Below are 16,375 nucleotides of genomic sequence, written 5' to 3'. Positions count from 1 at the left end.
GATTGAATAATCTTTCTAGCGATTGGAGCCGGTGTGCCGGTTGATCCACTTGTTCAGCGTCACCACCAGCAGATTCATATTGACGGGTTTGGTCAGAAAATCATCCATGCCTGCGGCAAAACAGCGCTGACGGTTATCCTCGAAGGCATTCGCAGTCAAGGCGATAATGGGTAGATGCGTGTTTCCGGTTTCCCGTTCCCATTGCCGGATTTTCTCTGTCGCTTGATACCCGTTCATCACCGGCATTTCGCAATCCATCAGCACAAGCGCCGGTTGCAATCCCTGTATCACTGCATTCACCGCTTCCTGTCCATTTTCAACAACTTTGCAGCGGAATCCTTGTTTCTCCAGTAAAGCAACGATGACCGTGCGGCCGATCGCATTATCTTCAGCCACTAAAATCACCCCGGTTTGCGGAGCAGCTGTTCTTACCGGCACTTCGCCGGTGATACGGGTATCGCTTGCGGCAAGATTGTCTGCATCGCCGCCACTGGCCGGGTTAGCACGGACCCGGAACCATATTCTCGTGCCCTTGCCTTCCTGGCTTTCGACGCCAACGCTGCCTCCCAGCAATTTGGCCAAATGATGCACGATGGATAATCCAAGACCGGTACCGCCGTATTGACGGGTGGTCGAGGCATCCACTTGGGAGAATGGTTTAAACAATTTATCGTACTTGTCCGCGGGAATGCCAATGCCGCTATCGGTCACCACAAATTCCAGCAAGGTTTCCGCGGATGCACTTCTGAGTTCGCGTGCTTCGATACGCACGAAACCTTGCGGCGTAAACTTGATGGCATTGTTGACCAGATTGGCCAGCATCTGGCTTATTCTGAACGAATCCGAGCAGTAGCGCATGTGCGGCTCTCCGTGCCATGACACATCCAGTGCCAGTCCTTTCGTATTCGCACTCTCGGCAAATAACGCCGCCGTTTCCAGCAGCAGTTGCCCGGGATCAAAAACATGACTTTCCAATTTGATCTGTCCGGCCTCGATTTTGGACAAATCAAGGATATCGTTGAGTATGACCAGCAAGTTATTGCCGGAAGTGATGATCACCCGGGCATAATCCAATCGCTCGTTATCGTTGATGTCCGGCATTTGAAGCAGGTAGGCCATGCCCAGAATGCCATTCAGCGGCGTGCGGATTTCATGCGACATGGTGGCCAGAAACTGGCTCTTGGCCAAATTGGCCGATTCCGCCGCGACCATAGCTTGCCGGAGCGCTTCGCTGTTCGCGCGCAATTGCGCCGTCTGCTCATCGACGGTTTCCTGAATCAGCAGAGTCCGGCCTGTAGTGACCAGCATCAGCATTTGCAGCATGCTGGCCACGAGCAACCCGGCGAAGCACAGCGCCCACGCCTGCCATGGCCGGTGCGCACTCAGCCATTTCGCATCCGGAAAAATGACCAATTCCCAGCTGCGATCGGCCATCATCAATGTTGTCCGCCAATCGAAATAAGGATCTGCTGCAACTCCCGGCGCAGAACTGAACAACAGTTGACTGTCGCGTTGCCCGGCAGAATCCCGTAGTTGAAAAACAATACCGGGTGCTGCAACGTTACCAACAGCGGAGTTGACCATATCGGGAATTTTCAATGCACCCACCACAAAACCGATAAATTCCGGCGAATGTTCCTTGCCATTTTGATCAAAATTCTGGCGGTGGGTAGGGTGCAGTACCAATATGCCGGCCTTATTGTGCTGATCCTGTACCAGATTGATCAGACCGGTCGCTGCTGGCCGTCCGGAATGCCGGGCGCGGTCAATGGCTTCTGCTCGAATAGGATTGGAATAAATATCGTAACCGATCGCTTTTTGATTGCTTCCAAGCGGCGTGATATAGGTCACGACAATATACTCCGGCCGCTTGCTTGCTACGGTTAATTCGCCCTGCGCATCCATTTCGGTTATCCGGAAAGGTTCCCCGGGAACACCTCCTGATTGAGCCCGTTCAAAGTGTTTCCGGTCCCGGTCACGCACAAAATAATTGTAGCTTAATCCTGCAATACCTTGAGATTCCTGTAGTATTTCTTGGGTAAAGTAATCGAATTGCTGGAAGCTCATAGCCGGATTCAGCTCGGCCAAGCGCCGCAATGCCGATAGCGTTTCGTTGTAGGCATTGAAACGTTCCTGTAACTGGAAAGCGATGTTTTGTCCTATGCCTTGAATTTCCGCTTGCTGTTGCCTGTTTTCGAGTTTCGATGTGTTAACGAACCCGGTCACGATCAACACCACCAGAATCAGCGTAATGGGTGCAATGACGGTCTTCCGCGTTTTCCAGTAGGATTGCTTGCCGAAAAAAGCCAGCGACAATGGTGCGAAGACAAGCACCCCGAAAGTATCACCGGCCCACCAGTTCCACCACGACCAGGAGATATCGTCCGCATGGATAGCGCCAGAAAAAAACAGCGTCAGATGCGCGGCACTGGCTGAAATCACGCAAGACAACGGGCCACCCAGCAGAAAAAAAGCGAAGATCTCTTGTTCCCGCATCAACGTTTGCCAGCGGTCCTTGATATACCGTCGCACGAGCCAAGCCCCTATCGCGGCTTGCAGCATCGCGCCCACGCCTAAAAACGCAGCGATCAGGATACTATCCTGCGTGAAAACGTTATGATTCCATGCAACCCAGATATTGAGTCCCATCGAACCGATCCAGATGCCCGGTAACACGCGATAACCCGACACCAGCGTCAGCGCCAGCGCCAAACCAGCGGCGGGAAACACCGGACTCGCATAACCCGGCGGAATCGCAAGCAACAACCCCAGGAAGCCTAACAAGGCATAACCGGTAGCCGCAAAAGCATTGTGCCGTATGATCTTCAAAGACACTCCAGTTGATGTTCGGGTCTGATCCAGCATGCAAATAAAATTGGTTATAGAAGAGGATTGATCCGGCCAATAGCGGATTAAGCTGCACTAACGTTGTGATTATATGCGGAATCGTACCCCGGAATGCGTTTTTCTGATTCCGCAAGCAATGACAAATTTCAGAGGGTATTCGTTGCAACAACCGGTAGCCGGTTGAGGATCTATTGTTCAGGCTACCAGGTGAATCCTGACCGGTCGTGATTTCGTGAATACGAAACCAGTTTGAAGCGATCGCTCATGACGCAGTCCATTCCTTGCAGCATGAGCGATACATCCACAATCACATCTGCGATTGCAAATAATTCTGTAGCCCTACCCGGTTGATCAATCCTAATTGCTGTTCCAGCCAATGCGCATGGTCTTCCTCGGTTTCGGCCAACAAGTTCTCGAGAATTTCCCGCGTTTGATAATCGCGTTCCTGTTCGCAAATCGCGATAGCGTCGCGTAACGCGACAATCACCGAACGTTCCAGCGCCAGATCATTCTGCAACATCTCCGGCACGTCCCGGCCAATCCGCAACGCGCTGCGGTTGCCGATCACCGGCACGCCTTCGAGCAGCAGAATCCGTTTAACCAGCTGATCGGCATGTTGCTTTTCATCGTCCATTTCGTGATCAATGCGTTCATACAGCTTGCTGAATCCCCAATCTTCATACATGCGCGAATGGGCGAAATATTGATCTATGGCCGTCAATTCCTCAGCCAGCAATTTATTCAGCAAATCGATAATTTTGGAATTGCCTTTCATGATGTTGCTCCTTAACGCGATTGGATGACACAAGCAGCTCTTGGCAGATTTCTCAGCGCACAAGAGCCGTGAAATATTTTGCAGACACTCGGCATTATACGAGCCGGAATCTACAAAAACAACAACAAATTATTGATTAAAAACGATAATAATTCTTGATACCGTTATCATTAGGTTTAGTTGATTATTAGCGGCAATACTCGGCCGTCTCCACGACCCGCTCGATTTGATACGGTGAGCCCGGGCTGAGAATATATTCACTCGCACCGGCACGGCTTGCCGGATTACCCCAATCGTAGGTGTAACCCAGCCCAGTCCACGGCACGCCGGGGCGATAACGGAAATCATTGAAATAGAGATTCTTGTAGAAAGCCGGATAATCGGCGATATTCTTCACCGTTGGAACTTTGTCTTCGGCAAATTTGAGCTGACAACTGGCGTCGTCAATCTCCGGATCGACACAAGGCCGGAACACATCCGCCGGATCGACCCACAGCTCGATAAACACCTCGTAATGCCAATCCGGATTGAGCCCCAAATATTGCTTCAACCGCTGATTGAGATCCCCATGCGGATTATTTTTGACGAAATCCCGGCAAAACGCCTGCAACTGGGGCGCCGCCGTCACCCAAGTCACATACTTCTCCTGCGGCGCGGTATGCGTCTGGCTCTTATAGTTCGATTCAAAAGAAGACTTGCTCTTCCAGCTTACCACCAGCACCTTGCCGTCCTTCCATTGCAACGCTTGATTCGCTGAATTGATGGCGAAAAGCCGATCGTAGATCTCAGTCTGCTCTGCTACTGCGGCGTCATCGACTGCGCGGTTATAGGCAGCGGTAGTATCGTGTTGAATGCTACTTTGCTGCGTCGCACAACTGGACAGGAGTACGATGGAGATATAGATACAAACCTGTTTCAGCATGCTCAGACTCCTTGATTGTTTTTGTGATGTCGAAATGAATAAATATTCTCATAAAAATCAATCGAACAAAGCTCGCTTGGCATCGGCCAACTCTTCATCACGACGATGGTAGCCACAAGTATCGATCAGTTTTTCCGCTGCTTCCAAATCCGCTTCAGGTGACTATCCTGGATATTTCTAACCGCAAGCCTTGAATCAATGACTGCCAAGTTACATTCCATATTGCAGAACAATGAATTATCTTATAATGTGCATACCCATATGATCAAAAGTTTCAAGCATAAAGGACTGGAAAAATTCTTTACCACCGGTAGCATGGCAGGTATTCAAATCGCGCATGCTGAAAAAATCCGTGATCGACTGGCGTTTCTGCATGCGGCCGTGACTATCGACGATATGAATATCCCGGGTTACCGGCTTCATCAACTGAAAGGCGAACTGGAAGGCCATTGGGCCATTGATGTGAATAAAAACTGGCGCATCGTTTTCCGCTTTGAAGACGGCGATGCTTATGTGGTGAATTACGAGGATTATCACTAATGACAATTCAGCAATTTAACCCGCCGCACCCCGGCGAATTGATTAAAAGAACGTACATCGATCCGTTCAGCGATATTTCCGCTAATCAAATCGCTAAGCGTTTGGGTGTGGCTGTAAGCACTTTTAACCGGTTAATCAATGGCGTTTCCGATATTTCACCGGAAATGGCGATCCGGCTTTCCAAGGTATTGGGTAGATCGCCTGAAAGCTGGTTGTTGCTGCAAAATCATTATGATTTGTGGAAAGCCCGCCAGACAATCAATACCGATGATTTGCAACCAATCAAATTTGAAATCGCTTAAATAGATTTTTTCTTTTTTATTTTTTATCAAAAATTTACCCTAACATACGTACCGCCTGCAACACTTAAACACAACACAATCTTGATATAAAAACGGCTGTTATGAGGAATGATCCTGTAAGGTTTTACTTTACGAGTGGAGCCCTATCCCGTCATAACAGCCTCTGACTCCACTCGATTCAAAAATAAAACCTATCCGCGAGTTCTGGCCACACGGAATCCCAACAAGCCCAATCCAGCGAGCAACATCGCCCATGCGCCAGGTTCCGGGACTGGGTTGATATAGAAATCGTCGATGAAGTAGCGGTCACGGCCGCCGGTGGAGGGAAAAATGTAATTGAGTCCGACAAAGCCATCAATCGGGTCCGTCGATACGATGCCGACAAATCCCGAGGTTGTGCTGCCAACCGGAACGATTGTCGATCCGTTCAATTCGATGGAACCCATACCGCCGCTGATGTAGTTAAAAGCAAAAGCGTGCACCGGATTGGTGAAGTGGCCGCCAACTGCCGCGACAAAATTCGGTGCAGCGACGCCGCCGGTATCAGTGATGCCGTCGCTGTTATGAAACACGCTGGAACTGCAACTTGCCAGTCCGAGGTCGCAGGTTCCGAACGTGACCGCCGGGCTGAAGCTGCCGCCGTTGACGGTCAGCGCCGGAGATCCGGCAAAGTCGATGTAGGTGGTTGTTGCTCCGACCGCCGCCAAATAATCGGCTTGCGAGGTATACAGCGTTACTGTGGCATGCGCCGAGGTACCACCGATTAAACACAACATCAAGGATGCACTGACGAGTGATTTTTTCATTGAAACGCTCCTTATGGAAAGTTTTTTAAAAATAAACACTTTGTTGCGAGAAGTTAATGTAGCGAAAGAAGAATGCAGAGTCAAACCTGGTAGCGAAAAATGCAATTAATAATTCGCGCCGTACTGATCCCGGTAGCGTTGCACCGCCTGCAAGTGCTGCGCCAGTTCCAGATGGTGATGCAAATAAGCGACCAGATCGTCCAGATCGATGATCGGTGTGACCGTCAGACCGTGCTTCTGCTGCACTTCCTGCACCGCAGAAAGCTCGCCGGTACCGCGCTCCATGCGGTCGAGCGCGATCACGACGCCGCCGGGTGTTGCGTTGGCAGTTTTGATCAGTTCGACCGATTCGCGCACCGAGGTACCGGCGGAAATCACATCGTCTACGATCAGCACACGGCCTTGCATCGGGGCGCCGACCAGTACGCCGCCTTCGCCATGATCCTTGGCTTCCTTGCGATTGAAACAGAATGGATAGTTCTTGCCCATTTCCGCCAGCGCGATAGCGATGGTGCTGACCAACGGGATACCTTTATAAGCGGGACCGAACAGGGTATCGAACGGAAGCTCGGCATCGGCGATCGCTTTGGCGTAAAATTGCCCGAGTTTGCGTAAGGCTTCGCCATCGTTGAAGAGCCCTGCGTTAAAAAAATACGGCGACATGCGCCCCGCTTTGGTTTTAAATTCGCCAAAACACAGCACGTTGCGCTCGATGGCGAATTGAATGAAAGCTTGCCGGAAATCGGACATACACTTAACCATCCCGAAATAAAAAAGATGCAAATTATAACGCTTAACCTCAATGGCATCCGCGCGGCGGCGAAAAAAGGCTTTTTCCCCTGGCTGGCCCAACAAACCGCGGATGTGGTGTGCGTGCAGGAATTGAAAGCGCAGTTACCCGATCTTTCCGCCGAGATGCAAGCGCCGGACGATTATCGCGGTTATTTTCATTGCGCCGAGCAGAAAGGCTATAGCGGTGTGGGCATTTATACGCGCAAAAAACCGGATCGCATCGTCGAAGGCATCGGCGTTGCAGATATCGACGCCGAAGGCCGTTTTTTACAAGCGGATTTCGGCAATCTGAGCATCGTGTCGCTTTATCTGCCGTCCGGCTCCAGCGGTGAGCATCGGCAAACGGCAAAGTTCTATTTCTTGGAGCAATTTCTTCCGGTGTTGCAAAGCCTGATGGCCAGCGGACGGGAAATCATTTTGTGCGGTGACTGGAATATCGCGCACAAGGAAATCGATTTGAAAAACTGGCGTTCGAATCAGAAAAACTCCGGATTCCTGCCGGAAGAACGAGCCTGGCTGACGAATGTGTTCGATGAAATCGGTTTTGTCGATGTATTCCGCCGCTTGAACACCGAACCCGATCAGTACACCTGGTGGTCGAATCGTGGCCAATCTTGGGCGAAAAACGTCGGGTGGCGTATCGATTATCAGATCGCCACACCCGCCATCGCGCAAACAGCCCGTAGCACCTCGATTTTCAAAGACGAACGCTTCTCCGATCATGCGCCGTTGATCGTCGATTACGACCACCTGTTATGACTTCTCAGGCACCGTCCAGCTGGTTGCAGGCGCTGCGGGTTTACACGCACCCGCGCGTGCTTGGCATGCTGTCGCTGGGATTTTCCGCCGGGCTGCCGCTGCTGCTGATCATGGGCACGTTGTCGTTCTGGCTGCGCGAAGCAGGCATCGACCGCGCAACCATCGGCTATTTGAGCTGGATCGGCCTGGCGTACAGCTTTAAATGGCTATGGTCGCCGCTGGTCGACCGCATGTCGCTGCCGCTGCTGACACGCTGGCTGGGCCGCCGCCGTGCCTGGCTGTTGCTGTCACAAATCATCATTACCTGCGCGCTGATGGGCATGGCCGTGACCGACCCGGCCACCAATCTGACACATTTAGTTTTCTTCGCGCTCGCGGTGGCGTTTGCTTCGGCGACTCAGGACATCGCGTTGGATGCCTACCGCATCGAAGCCGTCGCAGTGGAATTACAAGGCGCGATGGCAGCGACTTATCAAGCCGGTTACCGTATCGCGATGATTCTGGCTTCCGCCGGTGTGCTGTGGATCGCCGCTGCGATTGATACAACGGCCGATACTTACGACCACGCGCCGTGGCGCTTCGCTTATTTGGTGATGGCGGTCAGCATGGCGGTCGGGATGATTACGACGCTGATCATCCGCGAACCGGATGTGCCGTACAGCCGGTTGCTTTCCGACAATGAGAAAATCGCCCGCCAAGCCATTGCGAAGTGGCAATTGCCTGCACGCATCGGCAATCTGCTGGTGTGGCTGTACGGCGCACTGATCGCGCCATTCCGCGATTTTATCGTGCGGCATGGACGGCAGGCTTTGTTGATTTTGGGATTGATCGCCATCTACCGCATTTCCGATGTCGTCATGGGCGTGATGAGCAATCCGTTTTACGTCGATATGGGGTACAGCAAGGACGAAGTCGCCACGATCTCCAAAGTGTACGGCGTGATCATGACGATCGCCGGAGCCGCGATCGGCGGCGTGCTGACGGCAAAAATCGGCATCATGCGCACACTGTTTCTCGGTGCCGTGTTATCCGCCGCGACCAATTTGCTGTTTGTCTGGCTAGCCGGGCGCGGCCACGATGTCAGCGGGCTGGTGTTTACCATCTCGGCCGATAATCTTTCCGCCGGTATCGCCTCCAGTGCTTTTATCGCTTACTTGTCCGGCTTGACCAACTCAGCGTATTCGGCGACTCAATATGCGATATTCAGCTCGGTGATGCTGCTGTTGCCGAAGTTCATCGCCGGTTTCAGCGGTCAATTCGTCGACGCTTACGGTTACGAAAGCTTCTTCATCGCCACTGCGCTATTGGGCCTGCCGGTATTAATCCTGGTTTGGCTGGCTGGACAAGCAACATTTGCCCATTCCAGCGAATAAACCACCATCATTCATCCATGTCACAAGCATCACAAAAAAACGGCCCCGAAACGGAATACCATGCCCTGATCGAAGCGGGCGAGCTGAAGCCGGATGCCGGTCAAGCCAATGCGGTAGCCGCACTCGAACGTCTGTACCGGGAATTGATCGATCTCCCGGCCGGACACACGCGCGGCGAGCGCTCCAGATCGCGTTTATCGACGGTATTGTTCGGCTGGCTAAACAACAGCAAACCGGCGCCGAAAGGGATTTATCTCTACGGCGGTGTCGGGCGCGGCAAATCGATGCTGATGGATCTGTTTTATGCGGTGGCGCCGGTCACAGCCAAGCGGCGCGTGCATTTCCACGAATTCATGCTGGATATTCACGCACGGCTCAAAGCCTGGCACGAGCTTTCCGCACGCGAAAAGATCCAGCAAGGCGGACGCGCCAACGATGACGATCCCATGCCGTTTATTGCGCGGAAAATCATCCAGGAAGCACAACTTTTGTGCTTTGACGAATTGCAAGTCACCGATATCGCCGATGCCATGGTGTTGACGCGGCTGTTCAAGGAATTGTTCGCCCAGGGCGTGGTGGTGGTCGCAACATCCAACCGCCTACCCGATGACCTGTACAAGAATGGTTTGAACCGCCAGCGCTTTCTGCCTTTTATCGAGCAGATCAAGGAGAGGCTGGATATTATTCCGCTCGAAGGACCGGTCGATTATCGCTACAACCGCTTGCAAGGCGCGGAAACCTATTATTTCCCCATCAATGCGGCAACCACTGCGCAGTTATCGGCGGCATTCTTCCGCCTCACCGACCGCCGCGTGGAGGACCGCGCCAAGGTGCCGAGCGAAGAACTGATCGTGCAGGGACGCCGCTTGTTTGTATCGAAAGCGGCGCGCGGCGTGGCCGTTTTCTCGTTTAAACGCTTGTGCGCAAATCCGCTCGGCAGCGCCGATTATCTCGCCATCGCCCGCGCCTATCACACCGTCATCATGGTCGCGATCCCGCAATTCACCAAGGAAAACAGCGATGAAGCCCGGCGCTTCATTCATTTTATCGATGCATTGTACGAACATGGCGTCAAATTCCTCTGTTCCGCCGCCGTGCCGCTGCCTTCGCTGTACAGCGATGGCGATGCCGGTTTTGAGTTTGAGCGCACGGTCTCACGCTTGACGGAAATGCAATCGGAAGATTATCTGACCAGAGGTCACGGCAAAATCATTGATGCAACACGTTAAATAGCCGTACAGGCCAACACGCCCAGATAAAAAGCGATTTCAGTGAGCTGCTGCATCGCGCCCAAACAATCGCCAGTATAGCCGCCGATGCGCTTTTTTATCACGAGGCTAAACCATACCCAGACAGCCACTACCGGCACTAAGCCCAAATACCAGGAGTAATCCAACCAAAACAGCGGCAATAAACCGAATAAAGCGGCAATACACAGATGGGTAGGCGGCATTACGGTCGCAAGCGGTTTGGATTTGCCAGCGTATTTCACATAGCGTTGCGTCGCCATCACCAACACCGCACAAAAACGGCTCACACCATGGCCTGCAATCAGCACAGCCGGTATCAGCAGCGGCGAAAAATGCGTCAGCGCGGTAAATTTTAACAACAGCGCCATGACAATACTCACCGCACCATAGCTGCCAATCCGGGAATCTTGCATGATATGCAACACTTGTTCCTTTTCCCAGCCACCCCCCAGACCATCGATTGCATCCGTCAAGCCATCTTCGTGGAAAGCGCCGGTGAGCAGTAAAGTGGCAACCATGCTGAGCAGCACGGCAATGTCCTGCGGCAACACTGTACTGGCAAGCATGTACACCAGGGCGGCAAAAGCCCCCACCATGATGCCCACCAGAGGAAAATACTTGGCCGCCAGATTCAGCTCTTGTTCTTGAAAATCCGGCAAATCGGGGACTGGAATGCGCGTAAAGAAACCGATCGCGAGTAAAAAGCTGCGCCATTCCTGCTGGAGAAAAGGGCGATTCGGAGAAGGAGTGTGCGACGGGATCGTCATGGGAGTTGAGTGTAGCGGCAACCGGTTTTTTTCGCTAGTGACTGCATCAGGGAACAGAATCCAAGCCACACCACATTATATCAAGTCATTTTTTCTGACAAACCTGCATGTTAATAAAGTAACAGAGGAGGTCCGGTTACTTTAGTTTTGGGCAGCATGAGGCAGGGCGCGAATTGAGTATGTATTTTTTAATCTTGTGATCTCGTAGAGTGCTCATTACTTTTAGCGGATTCGCAATTCTATAGCTGCCTTCTTTTTGCTCGTAATGATTATTTCAGTGAATCAAAACCACATCGAATAATCGCAGCCATGAGTTTCCGCCGTTGTTGAAGGAAATCCTGATACGACAAAGTCTCCCAATCCTTCGGTAGTGCATGATACTCGTGCATCGACTTCCATGCTTCATCAGTGAAACGGGATCGAATTTTCGGTACATACTCTGCTGGAGCTGTATCGCTTATGTCTATATTGTCCGGCCATTCAATGAGGGCGAAATTAGCCTGCTGATTGATAATTTTCAGATCATCGATACCTTGCCCTGCAAGCCAAGCTTTCGGAAAAAGATGATGACGCTCTAATGGCTTTTTATTTGACTTTAACGATGGATCAAGCAACTCCGGCACTTTTTTATGCGAGAAAAGAACAGGTGCAGACAGTTTGTTTTGAGCAGCGATATAGGCAAACAATTCAGGGTTCCTAGCTGATGAACTTTCCAAATTAGCGGGCAGCGTTATTCCCCAGAAATCATTTGTCAGCTCCGAAGCCATAATATCTTCCAGCATCTTGGTGAAAAGATCACCATTCGTCACTACAAGCACACGGTTCAAGTCACCATCCATTACTGTTTCTGGCGAACTACTATATCGCCCGGTCAGAGCGCTGAAGAAAAACCAGCGACCAATTAGACGTTGCAATACATGTTCGACAACATTAAAACGATTTCTACCTATCAAGTAAAAAGCATAAGCGTAGAGCAGCGCACTTTGCGAAGAGATCATTTCTCCGCCACGAAAACCGGCACCCACAAGACTGCTGAGAAACTGATGCCAGCTCGTTACATTCAATACTTCCGTTTGCGCCGCTTGTAACACTTTGAACTGAGATTCGCGTCTTTCGGCTGAAAACTCGCCGGTATCCATGTTCTTACCACGTAACACCTGATAAACACTCTTTAGCCGCCCACGCCCGAAGCCAAGAGCGACAGATACCCTGAGCAATTGATCTGGGTCTGGCTGTATAAAATAGTTGAACGGCGAAGCTCCGCTACCCTGACTTGGCACTTTGCGAGATTGGCGACAAAAATCTTCAAGTGCCTTGCGTCCTTCATCCCAGAAAACAGATAACAATGTCAGAATAAAGTCTGCCTGTTTTAGCTTCACACCTTCACTATTGATGCGCACAAAAATATCTGCGACTTGCTCTTCATCCACAGATGGAGCTATTTCCAAAGCTGTAAAAGGAAACTTTTGCAAATCAAACAAGCGGTCAAGATTATGTGATATTGCCTCTTCTTCGTCTTCGGTCAGGGGGGTTTTTTTGGATAGCCGATGAATAAAATCATTGATCAGCTTCCTGCTCGATTTTCCTGATGACCAGATTTCAGAAATATTTGCAATCCACTCTGGATCGCGACGAATGGCGGCATCAGCAACATCAAATTTACTATCACGCGGACGGAAAGCTACTTCAATCCGCCGTTCCTGGTAATCTTCATCGAGTACCGTTTTGCCACGAAATACCGCATAAAGCGAGGTAAGACGTTGCTGGCCATCCACAATAAGCAATGACGGTACATGGTGCGCTTTATCACCCGTGCCAATCTGCTTAACACCTTGCACTGCTTGGTTTGCCCAAAACAGCAAATAGCCAACTGGAAAACCTCTATACATCGAGTCAAATAAATCACGGACTTTAGCATTGGACCATACAAAAGGACGCTGGATGTCTGGCAAACCGATGTCGCCTATGTCTATGTAATGCAATAAACCTGCAAGGTCATAATCAACGCGTTTAAAACATGTTTTGAGTTCGCTCATATATTTTCCGGGTTTTAGACTACCAGCATTAATAATATCTGATGAGTTGCGATGGTTCACTATCAATTTCACCCGATTGTTTTTTTCAACATCACAGCCTCTTTTAAATGCAGTTGAAAGTTAACTGACACACTTCTAAGCCTTGCAAACCCGTCTAATCACGCCAATCATCACTATAAAAATTACTTGCAATTGATATCATGCCAAACAATATCTCTTGTAAAACCAATGAACTATGGTCATACATCATCTCCGCATACCTTGCCATCTCACTCAGATACTCCAGACAAAAGTTGTTTTAATTGTAAGAACCTTCCACCAGTTTCAATGCACCGGCGGACTGAAAAAACCCCGGAATGAGTGTATCCTGAGCTCATCTTTAATCTGCCCATGAGCATGGCACAATGAACATATTGATCACCGGCGCAACCGGGTTTATCGGCCGCCATTTGGTACAGCGTTTACAGCAGGATCAACACACCATAACGGTACTGAGCCGCAACTGCAGCAAGGCAAGCGAACTGCTGAATGTGCCCGCATTTGAGTGGGATTATGCGACGCAAGATGTACCCGCCGAAGCGCTGCACGATTGCCAGATCATCATCAATCTGATGGGCGAGAATCTGGGTGAAGGCCGTTGGACAAAAGCACGCAAACATGAGATTTATGCCTCGCGCATCCTCAGCACGAGAAAATTGGTCGCGGCTGCGCCGGATAGTTTGCAGGCCTTTGTCTGCGGCTCCGCCATCGGCATTTATCCGGGTGTTGGCGATGATCTCTATGATGAATCGTATACCGTTCCTGAGCAGCTCAGTTTTATGCAGACCATTTGCCACGATTGGGAACAGGAAGCGGCAAGAATCGAAAGCAGGGGCGTACGCCGGGTCAGCATTCGCACCGGCGTGGTACTCGGTCACGGCGGCATGCTGAAAAAATTGCTGCCGGTTTTCAAATTGGGCTTGGGCGGACCGGTTGGCAACGGCCAGCAGTGGCTGCCATGGATACATCTCGAGGACATTGTTTCGATCTACTGCAATGCTGCACTGGATACCCGCTACCGGGGCCCGGTCAATGCCGTGTCACCGCATCCGGTGCGCTACCGTGAGTTTGCAACGGCGTTTGGAGACGTATTGCACCGGCCCGCATTCTTCCCTACCCCGGCATTTATCCTGAAACTGGCATTAGGCGAAGCTGCCGCGCTGGCTTTGAACAGTTATCACATCGCGCCCAAAAGATTGCTGGGAGAATACGGCTTTCAATTCAAATTCGATCATTTACCGGCGGCATTGGCGGATTTATTTAACCATCACTGAATTTTCCGGTCCGGCAGAACAATACCATGACAACCCCGCTTGCAGTTTTTTGGTTCCGGCGCGATTTGCGTCTGGACGATAACGCCGGACTTTCGCATGCTCTGGCATCGGGACGCCCGGTTTTACCCATTTTCATTTTCGACCCGGCCATTCTGGCCGGATTACCGCAGGACGATGCCCGCGTCACGTTCATTCACGACACTTTGCAAGCTTTGCGTACCGAGCTTGAAGTAAAGCATGCCAGTTCGCTCGCGCTCTATCACGGCAAACCACTGGAAGTTTTCGCGCAAATTCTGCGTTCATATCCGGTTGCCGCGGTTTACACCAACCATGACTACGAGCCGTACGCCCGTGAACGGGACGAGGCTGTGCGCCAATGGCTGGAAGCACAGCGGGTAGCGTTTCGCACCTACAAAGACCATGTGCTGTTTGAAAAAGACGAGATCAGCAAGGATGGCGGCGGCGCGTATACGGTATACACCCCGTACATGCGCAAATGGAGAAAGGTGCACAGCCAGACGATGTTGACACCTTACGCGACCACGGCCAAATTGGTCAATTTGATCAAACATGTAGCACTGCCGGACGTGTCATTAGCGGATATCGGCTTTACCCGCTCGGCCATGGCCATCCCTGCTTACCGGTTGGAGCACGACATGTTGCAGCACTACGCGCGCGACCGCGATTTTCCGGCGCTAGCTGCCACATCGTTGCTGGGGCCGCACCTGCGCTTCGGCACGGTCAGCATCCGGCAAATATTCCAGCATGCATTCAGCCGTAGCGATATTTTCTGCAATGAATTGATCTGGCGTGAGTTTTTCAGTCAGATTCTGTGGCATTTTCCGCATACGCCACAACGCAGCTTCAAGCCGCAGTACGATCGTATTCAATGGCGCAACGATGCGGCGGAATTCCAGCGCTGGTGCGAAGGAACCACCGGTTATCCGCTAGTCGATGCCGGTATGCGCGAACTCAATGCAACCGGCACCATGCACAATCGCGTGAGAATGATTACCGCCAGTTTCTTATGCAAACACCTGCTCATCGACTGGCGCTGGGGCGAGGCGTATTTCGCGCAAAAATTGCTGGACTATGAAATGGCGAGCAATGTCGGCAACTGGCAGTGGGTAGCAGGTTGCGGGGTTGATGCCGCGCCCTACTTCAGGATTTTTAATCCGAGCGCGCAAACGGAAAAATTCGACAAACAGTTCGCGTATATTCAAACTTGGGTGAGCGATTGGCATACCTTAAATTATCCTGCACCGATCGTTGATCACACGTTCGCGCGCGAACGCTGCTTGCAAGCGTACCAACGAGCCGTAGGGTAGCTGAACGGCATAACTTTCCGGTTTTGTTCCTGAATTATTGCTTTTGGCTGCAAACCGACTTACTGATTCGTTATGCCCACGGTTGATTTTCCAGGCTGGCAGAGTTGGTAATATATTCCATACTTTTTTTTTTAGTGTTATCCTTACTAGGAATAAGTAATTTTCTTATTCGTGATGAAACCATATCTTGTTTAGAAGATTCTTAGGTTGCACAATCATTTGATCTTCTAAAAAGGTCTTTTTCTGCGAAAGATAGTTTAATGCTGAATTAGATTCCGGATATGACTTGTAGCTGATTAAGTTCCAACGTGACATTAAATTTGTTGATAAACAATTTTTGATTTTAATAACAAAGGAGATTTTCATGAAATACTCACTCTTAGCTATCGTCTTTTTCGCATTTACAGCCACAGCCATACTTGCTGGATGTGGCGAGCCAAAACCCTATAACAAACCGCCAAGCTTATATAAAGATCCTGAGTCAGGCGAAAGACTGGGTGCCGACGCCGGTAAAAAATAATCGGTTGAGCGATTATCAAACGGCTCCTAGCAGTTATGAGGAGCC

The 16,375-nt window shown here is 50.9% G+C and carries 15 protein-coding genes; 8 read left to right on the top strand and 7 right to left on the bottom strand.

Annotated elements, in window-relative coordinates:
* Nucleotides 1–15 precede the first annotated feature (15 nt).
* The 3 genes from R2083_RS03495 to R2083_RS03485 all read right to left on the bottom strand — a co-directional run bounded on the left by R2083_RS03495 (nucleotide 16) and on the right by R2083_RS03485 (nucleotide 4,544).
* Entirely contained in the window at nucleotides 16–2,829 is a 2,814-nt protein-coding gene (locus R2083_RS03495; protein ID WP_317537534.1) for a CHASE domain-containing protein, read from the bottom strand.
* 325 nt (nucleotides 2,830–3,154) lie between these two features.
* A complete protein-coding gene (gene bfr / locus R2083_RS03490) occupies nucleotides 3,155–3,622 on the bottom strand; it encodes a bacterioferritin (protein WP_317530095.1) in 468 nt (155 codons plus the stop codon).
* Nucleotides 3,623–3,809: 187 nt separating this feature from the next.
* Nucleotides 3,810–4,544 (bottom strand): hypothetical protein, encoded by a 735-nt coding sequence (locus R2083_RS03485; protein ID WP_317537533.1) that lies wholly within the window; start codon nucleotides 4,542–4,544, stop codon nucleotides 3,810–3,812.
* A gap of 261 nt (nucleotides 4,545–4,805) precedes the next feature.
* Between R2083_RS03485 and R2083_RS03480 the strand changes: the two genes are divergently transcribed.
* Both R2083_RS03480 and R2083_RS03475 read left to right on the top strand, forming a co-directional pair.
* Nucleotides 4,806–5,084, top strand: a complete 279-nt coding sequence (locus tag R2083_RS03480) for a type II toxin-antitoxin system RelE/ParE family toxin (protein ID WP_317537532.1) — start codon at nucleotides 4,806–4,808, stop codon at nucleotides 5,082–5,084.
* On the top strand, nucleotides 5,084–5,386 hold the full coding sequence (locus R2083_RS03475; protein WP_317537531.1) for a HigA family addiction module antitoxin: 303 nt from the start codon (nucleotides 5,084–5,086) through the stop codon (nucleotides 5,384–5,386). The genes R2083_RS03480 and R2083_RS03475 overlap by 1 nt, the downstream gene beginning before the upstream one ends.
* Nucleotides 5,387–5,577: 191 nt before the next feature.
* Here R2083_RS03475 and R2083_RS03470 read toward each other — a convergent pair whose 3' ends face one another.
* Nucleotides 5,578–6,192, bottom strand: a complete 615-nt coding sequence (locus tag R2083_RS03470) for a PEP-CTERM sorting domain-containing protein (protein WP_317537530.1) — start codon at nucleotides 6,190–6,192, stop codon at nucleotides 5,578–5,580.
* A 105-nt stretch (nucleotides 6,193–6,297) separates the two neighbouring features.
* Nucleotides 6,298–6,942 carry an orotate phosphoribosyltransferase gene (gene pyrE, locus R2083_RS03465; protein ID WP_317537529.1) on the bottom strand — a complete coding sequence of 215 codons (645 nt, stop codon included), beginning with the start codon at nucleotides 6,940–6,942 and terminating at the stop codon, nucleotides 6,298–6,300.
* 27 nt (nucleotides 6,943–6,969) lie between these two features.
* Here pyrE and R2083_RS03460 point away from each other — a divergent pair, with 27 nt between their 5' ends.
* The 3 genes from R2083_RS03460 to zapE are packed head-to-tail and all read left to right on the top strand — an operon-like array spanning nucleotide 6,970 to nucleotide 10,345.
* Nucleotides 6,970–7,743: an exodeoxyribonuclease III gene (locus R2083_RS03460; protein ID WP_317537528.1), complete on the top strand. Its 774-nt coding sequence runs from the start codon at nucleotides 6,970–6,972 to the stop codon at nucleotides 7,741–7,743.
* The gene (locus R2083_RS03455) at nucleotides 7,740–9,116 is read left to right on the top strand and encodes an AmpG family muropeptide MFS transporter (RefSeq protein WP_317537527.1); all 1,377 of its coding nucleotides are present in this window, start codon (nucleotides 7,740–7,742) and stop codon (nucleotides 9,114–9,116) included. The genes R2083_RS03460 and R2083_RS03455 overlap by 4 nt, the downstream gene beginning before the upstream one ends.
* Nucleotides 9,117–9,133: 17 nt before the next feature.
* On the top strand, nucleotides 9,134–10,345 hold the full coding sequence (gene zapE / locus R2083_RS03450; RefSeq protein ID WP_317537526.1) for a cell division protein ZapE: 1,212 nt from the start codon (nucleotides 9,134–9,136) through the stop codon (nucleotides 10,343–10,345).
* Here zapE and R2083_RS03445 read toward each other — a convergent pair.
* Nucleotides 10,342–11,133, bottom strand: coding sequence for an adenosylcobinamide-GDP ribazoletransferase (locus R2083_RS03445; RefSeq protein WP_317530087.1), 792 nt, complete (start codon nucleotides 11,131–11,133; stop codon nucleotides 10,342–10,344). The two genes, zapE and R2083_RS03445, sit on opposite strands and share 4 nt — an antisense overlap.
* Nucleotides 11,134–11,402: 269 nt before the next feature.
* Nucleotides 11,403–13,169 carry a DUF262 domain-containing protein gene (locus tag R2083_RS03440; RefSeq protein WP_317537525.1) on the bottom strand — a complete coding sequence of 589 codons (1,767 nt, stop codon included), beginning with the start codon at nucleotides 13,167–13,169 and terminating at the stop codon, nucleotides 11,403–11,405.
* 404 nt (nucleotides 13,170–13,573) lie between these two features.
* Between R2083_RS03440 and R2083_RS03435 the strand changes: the two genes are divergently transcribed.
* From R2083_RS03435 to R2083_RS03425, 3 genes are all read left to right on the top strand, one after another.
* Complete coding sequence (locus tag R2083_RS03435) at nucleotides 13,574–14,482, top strand: TIGR01777 family oxidoreductase (RefSeq protein WP_317537524.1); 909 nt, start codon at nucleotides 13,574–13,576, stop codon at nucleotides 14,480–14,482.
* Nucleotides 14,483–14,508: 26 nt separating this feature from the next.
* Nucleotides 14,509–15,810: a deoxyribodipyrimidine photo-lyase gene (locus R2083_RS03430; protein ID WP_317537523.1), complete on the top strand. Its 1,302-nt coding sequence runs from the start codon at nucleotides 14,509–14,511 to the stop codon at nucleotides 15,808–15,810.
* 364 nt (nucleotides 15,811–16,174) lie between these two features.
* Nucleotides 16,175–16,330, top strand: a complete 156-nt coding sequence (locus tag R2083_RS03425; protein ID WP_317530083.1) for a hypothetical protein — start codon at nucleotides 16,175–16,177, stop codon at nucleotides 16,328–16,330.
* Nucleotides 16,331–16,375: the final 45 nt, after the last annotated feature.

Source organism: Nitrosomonas sp. Is35, assembly GCF_033063295.1.
Taxonomy (GTDB): Bacteria; Pseudomonadota; Gammaproteobacteria; order Burkholderiales; family Nitrosomonadaceae; genus Nitrosomonas.
This window is presented reverse-complemented; position numbering and strand designations above follow the sequence as displayed.

Coding starts and splice junctions, on each gene's coding strand:
- bfr (WP_317530095.1), bottom strand. CDS start 3,622: ATGAAAGGCAATTCCAAAATTATCGATTTGCTGAATAAATTGCTGGCT.
- R2083_RS03480 (WP_317537532.1), top strand. CDS start 4,806: ATGATCAAAAGTTTCAAGCATAAAGGACTGGAAAAATTCTTTACCACC.
- R2083_RS03455 (WP_317537527.1), top strand. CDS start 7,740: ATGACTTCTCAGGCACCGTCCAGCTGGTTGCAGGCGCTGCGGGTTTAC.
- R2083_RS03485 (WP_317537533.1), bottom strand. CDS start 4,544: ATGCTGAAACAGGTTTGTATCTATATCTCCATCGTACTCCTGTCCAGT.
- R2083_RS03470 (WP_317537530.1), bottom strand. CDS start 6,192: ATGAAAAAATCACTCGTCAGTGCATCCTTGATGTTGTGTTTAATCGGT.
- R2083_RS03430 (WP_317537523.1), top strand. CDS start 14,509: ATGACAACCCCGCTTGCAGTTTTTTGGTTCCGGCGCGATTTGCGTCTG.
- R2083_RS03475 (WP_317537531.1), top strand. CDS start 5,084: ATGACAATTCAGCAATTTAACCCGCCGCACCCCGGCGAATTGATTAAA.
- R2083_RS03460 (WP_317537528.1), top strand. CDS start 6,970: ATGCAAATTATAACGCTTAACCTCAATGGCATCCGCGCGGCGGCGAAA.
- R2083_RS03440 (WP_317537525.1), bottom strand. CDS start 13,169: ATGAGCGAACTCAAAACATGTTTTAAACGCGTTGATTATGACCTTGCA.
- R2083_RS03435 (WP_317537524.1), top strand. CDS start 13,574: ATGAACATATTGATCACCGGCGCAACCGGGTTTATCGGCCGCCATTTG.
- pyrE (WP_317537529.1), bottom strand. CDS start 6,942: ATGTCCGATTTCCGGCAAGCTTTCATTCAATTCGCCATCGAGCGCAAC.
- R2083_RS03425 (WP_317530083.1), top strand. CDS start 16,175: ATGAAATACTCACTCTTAGCTATCGTCTTTTTCGCATTTACAGCCACA.
- zapE (WP_317537526.1), top strand. CDS start 9,134: ATGTCACAAGCATCACAAAAAAACGGCCCCGAAACGGAATACCATGCC.
- R2083_RS03445 (WP_317530087.1), bottom strand. CDS start 11,133: ATGACGATCCCGTCGCACACTCCTTCTCCGAATCGCCCTTTTCTCCAG.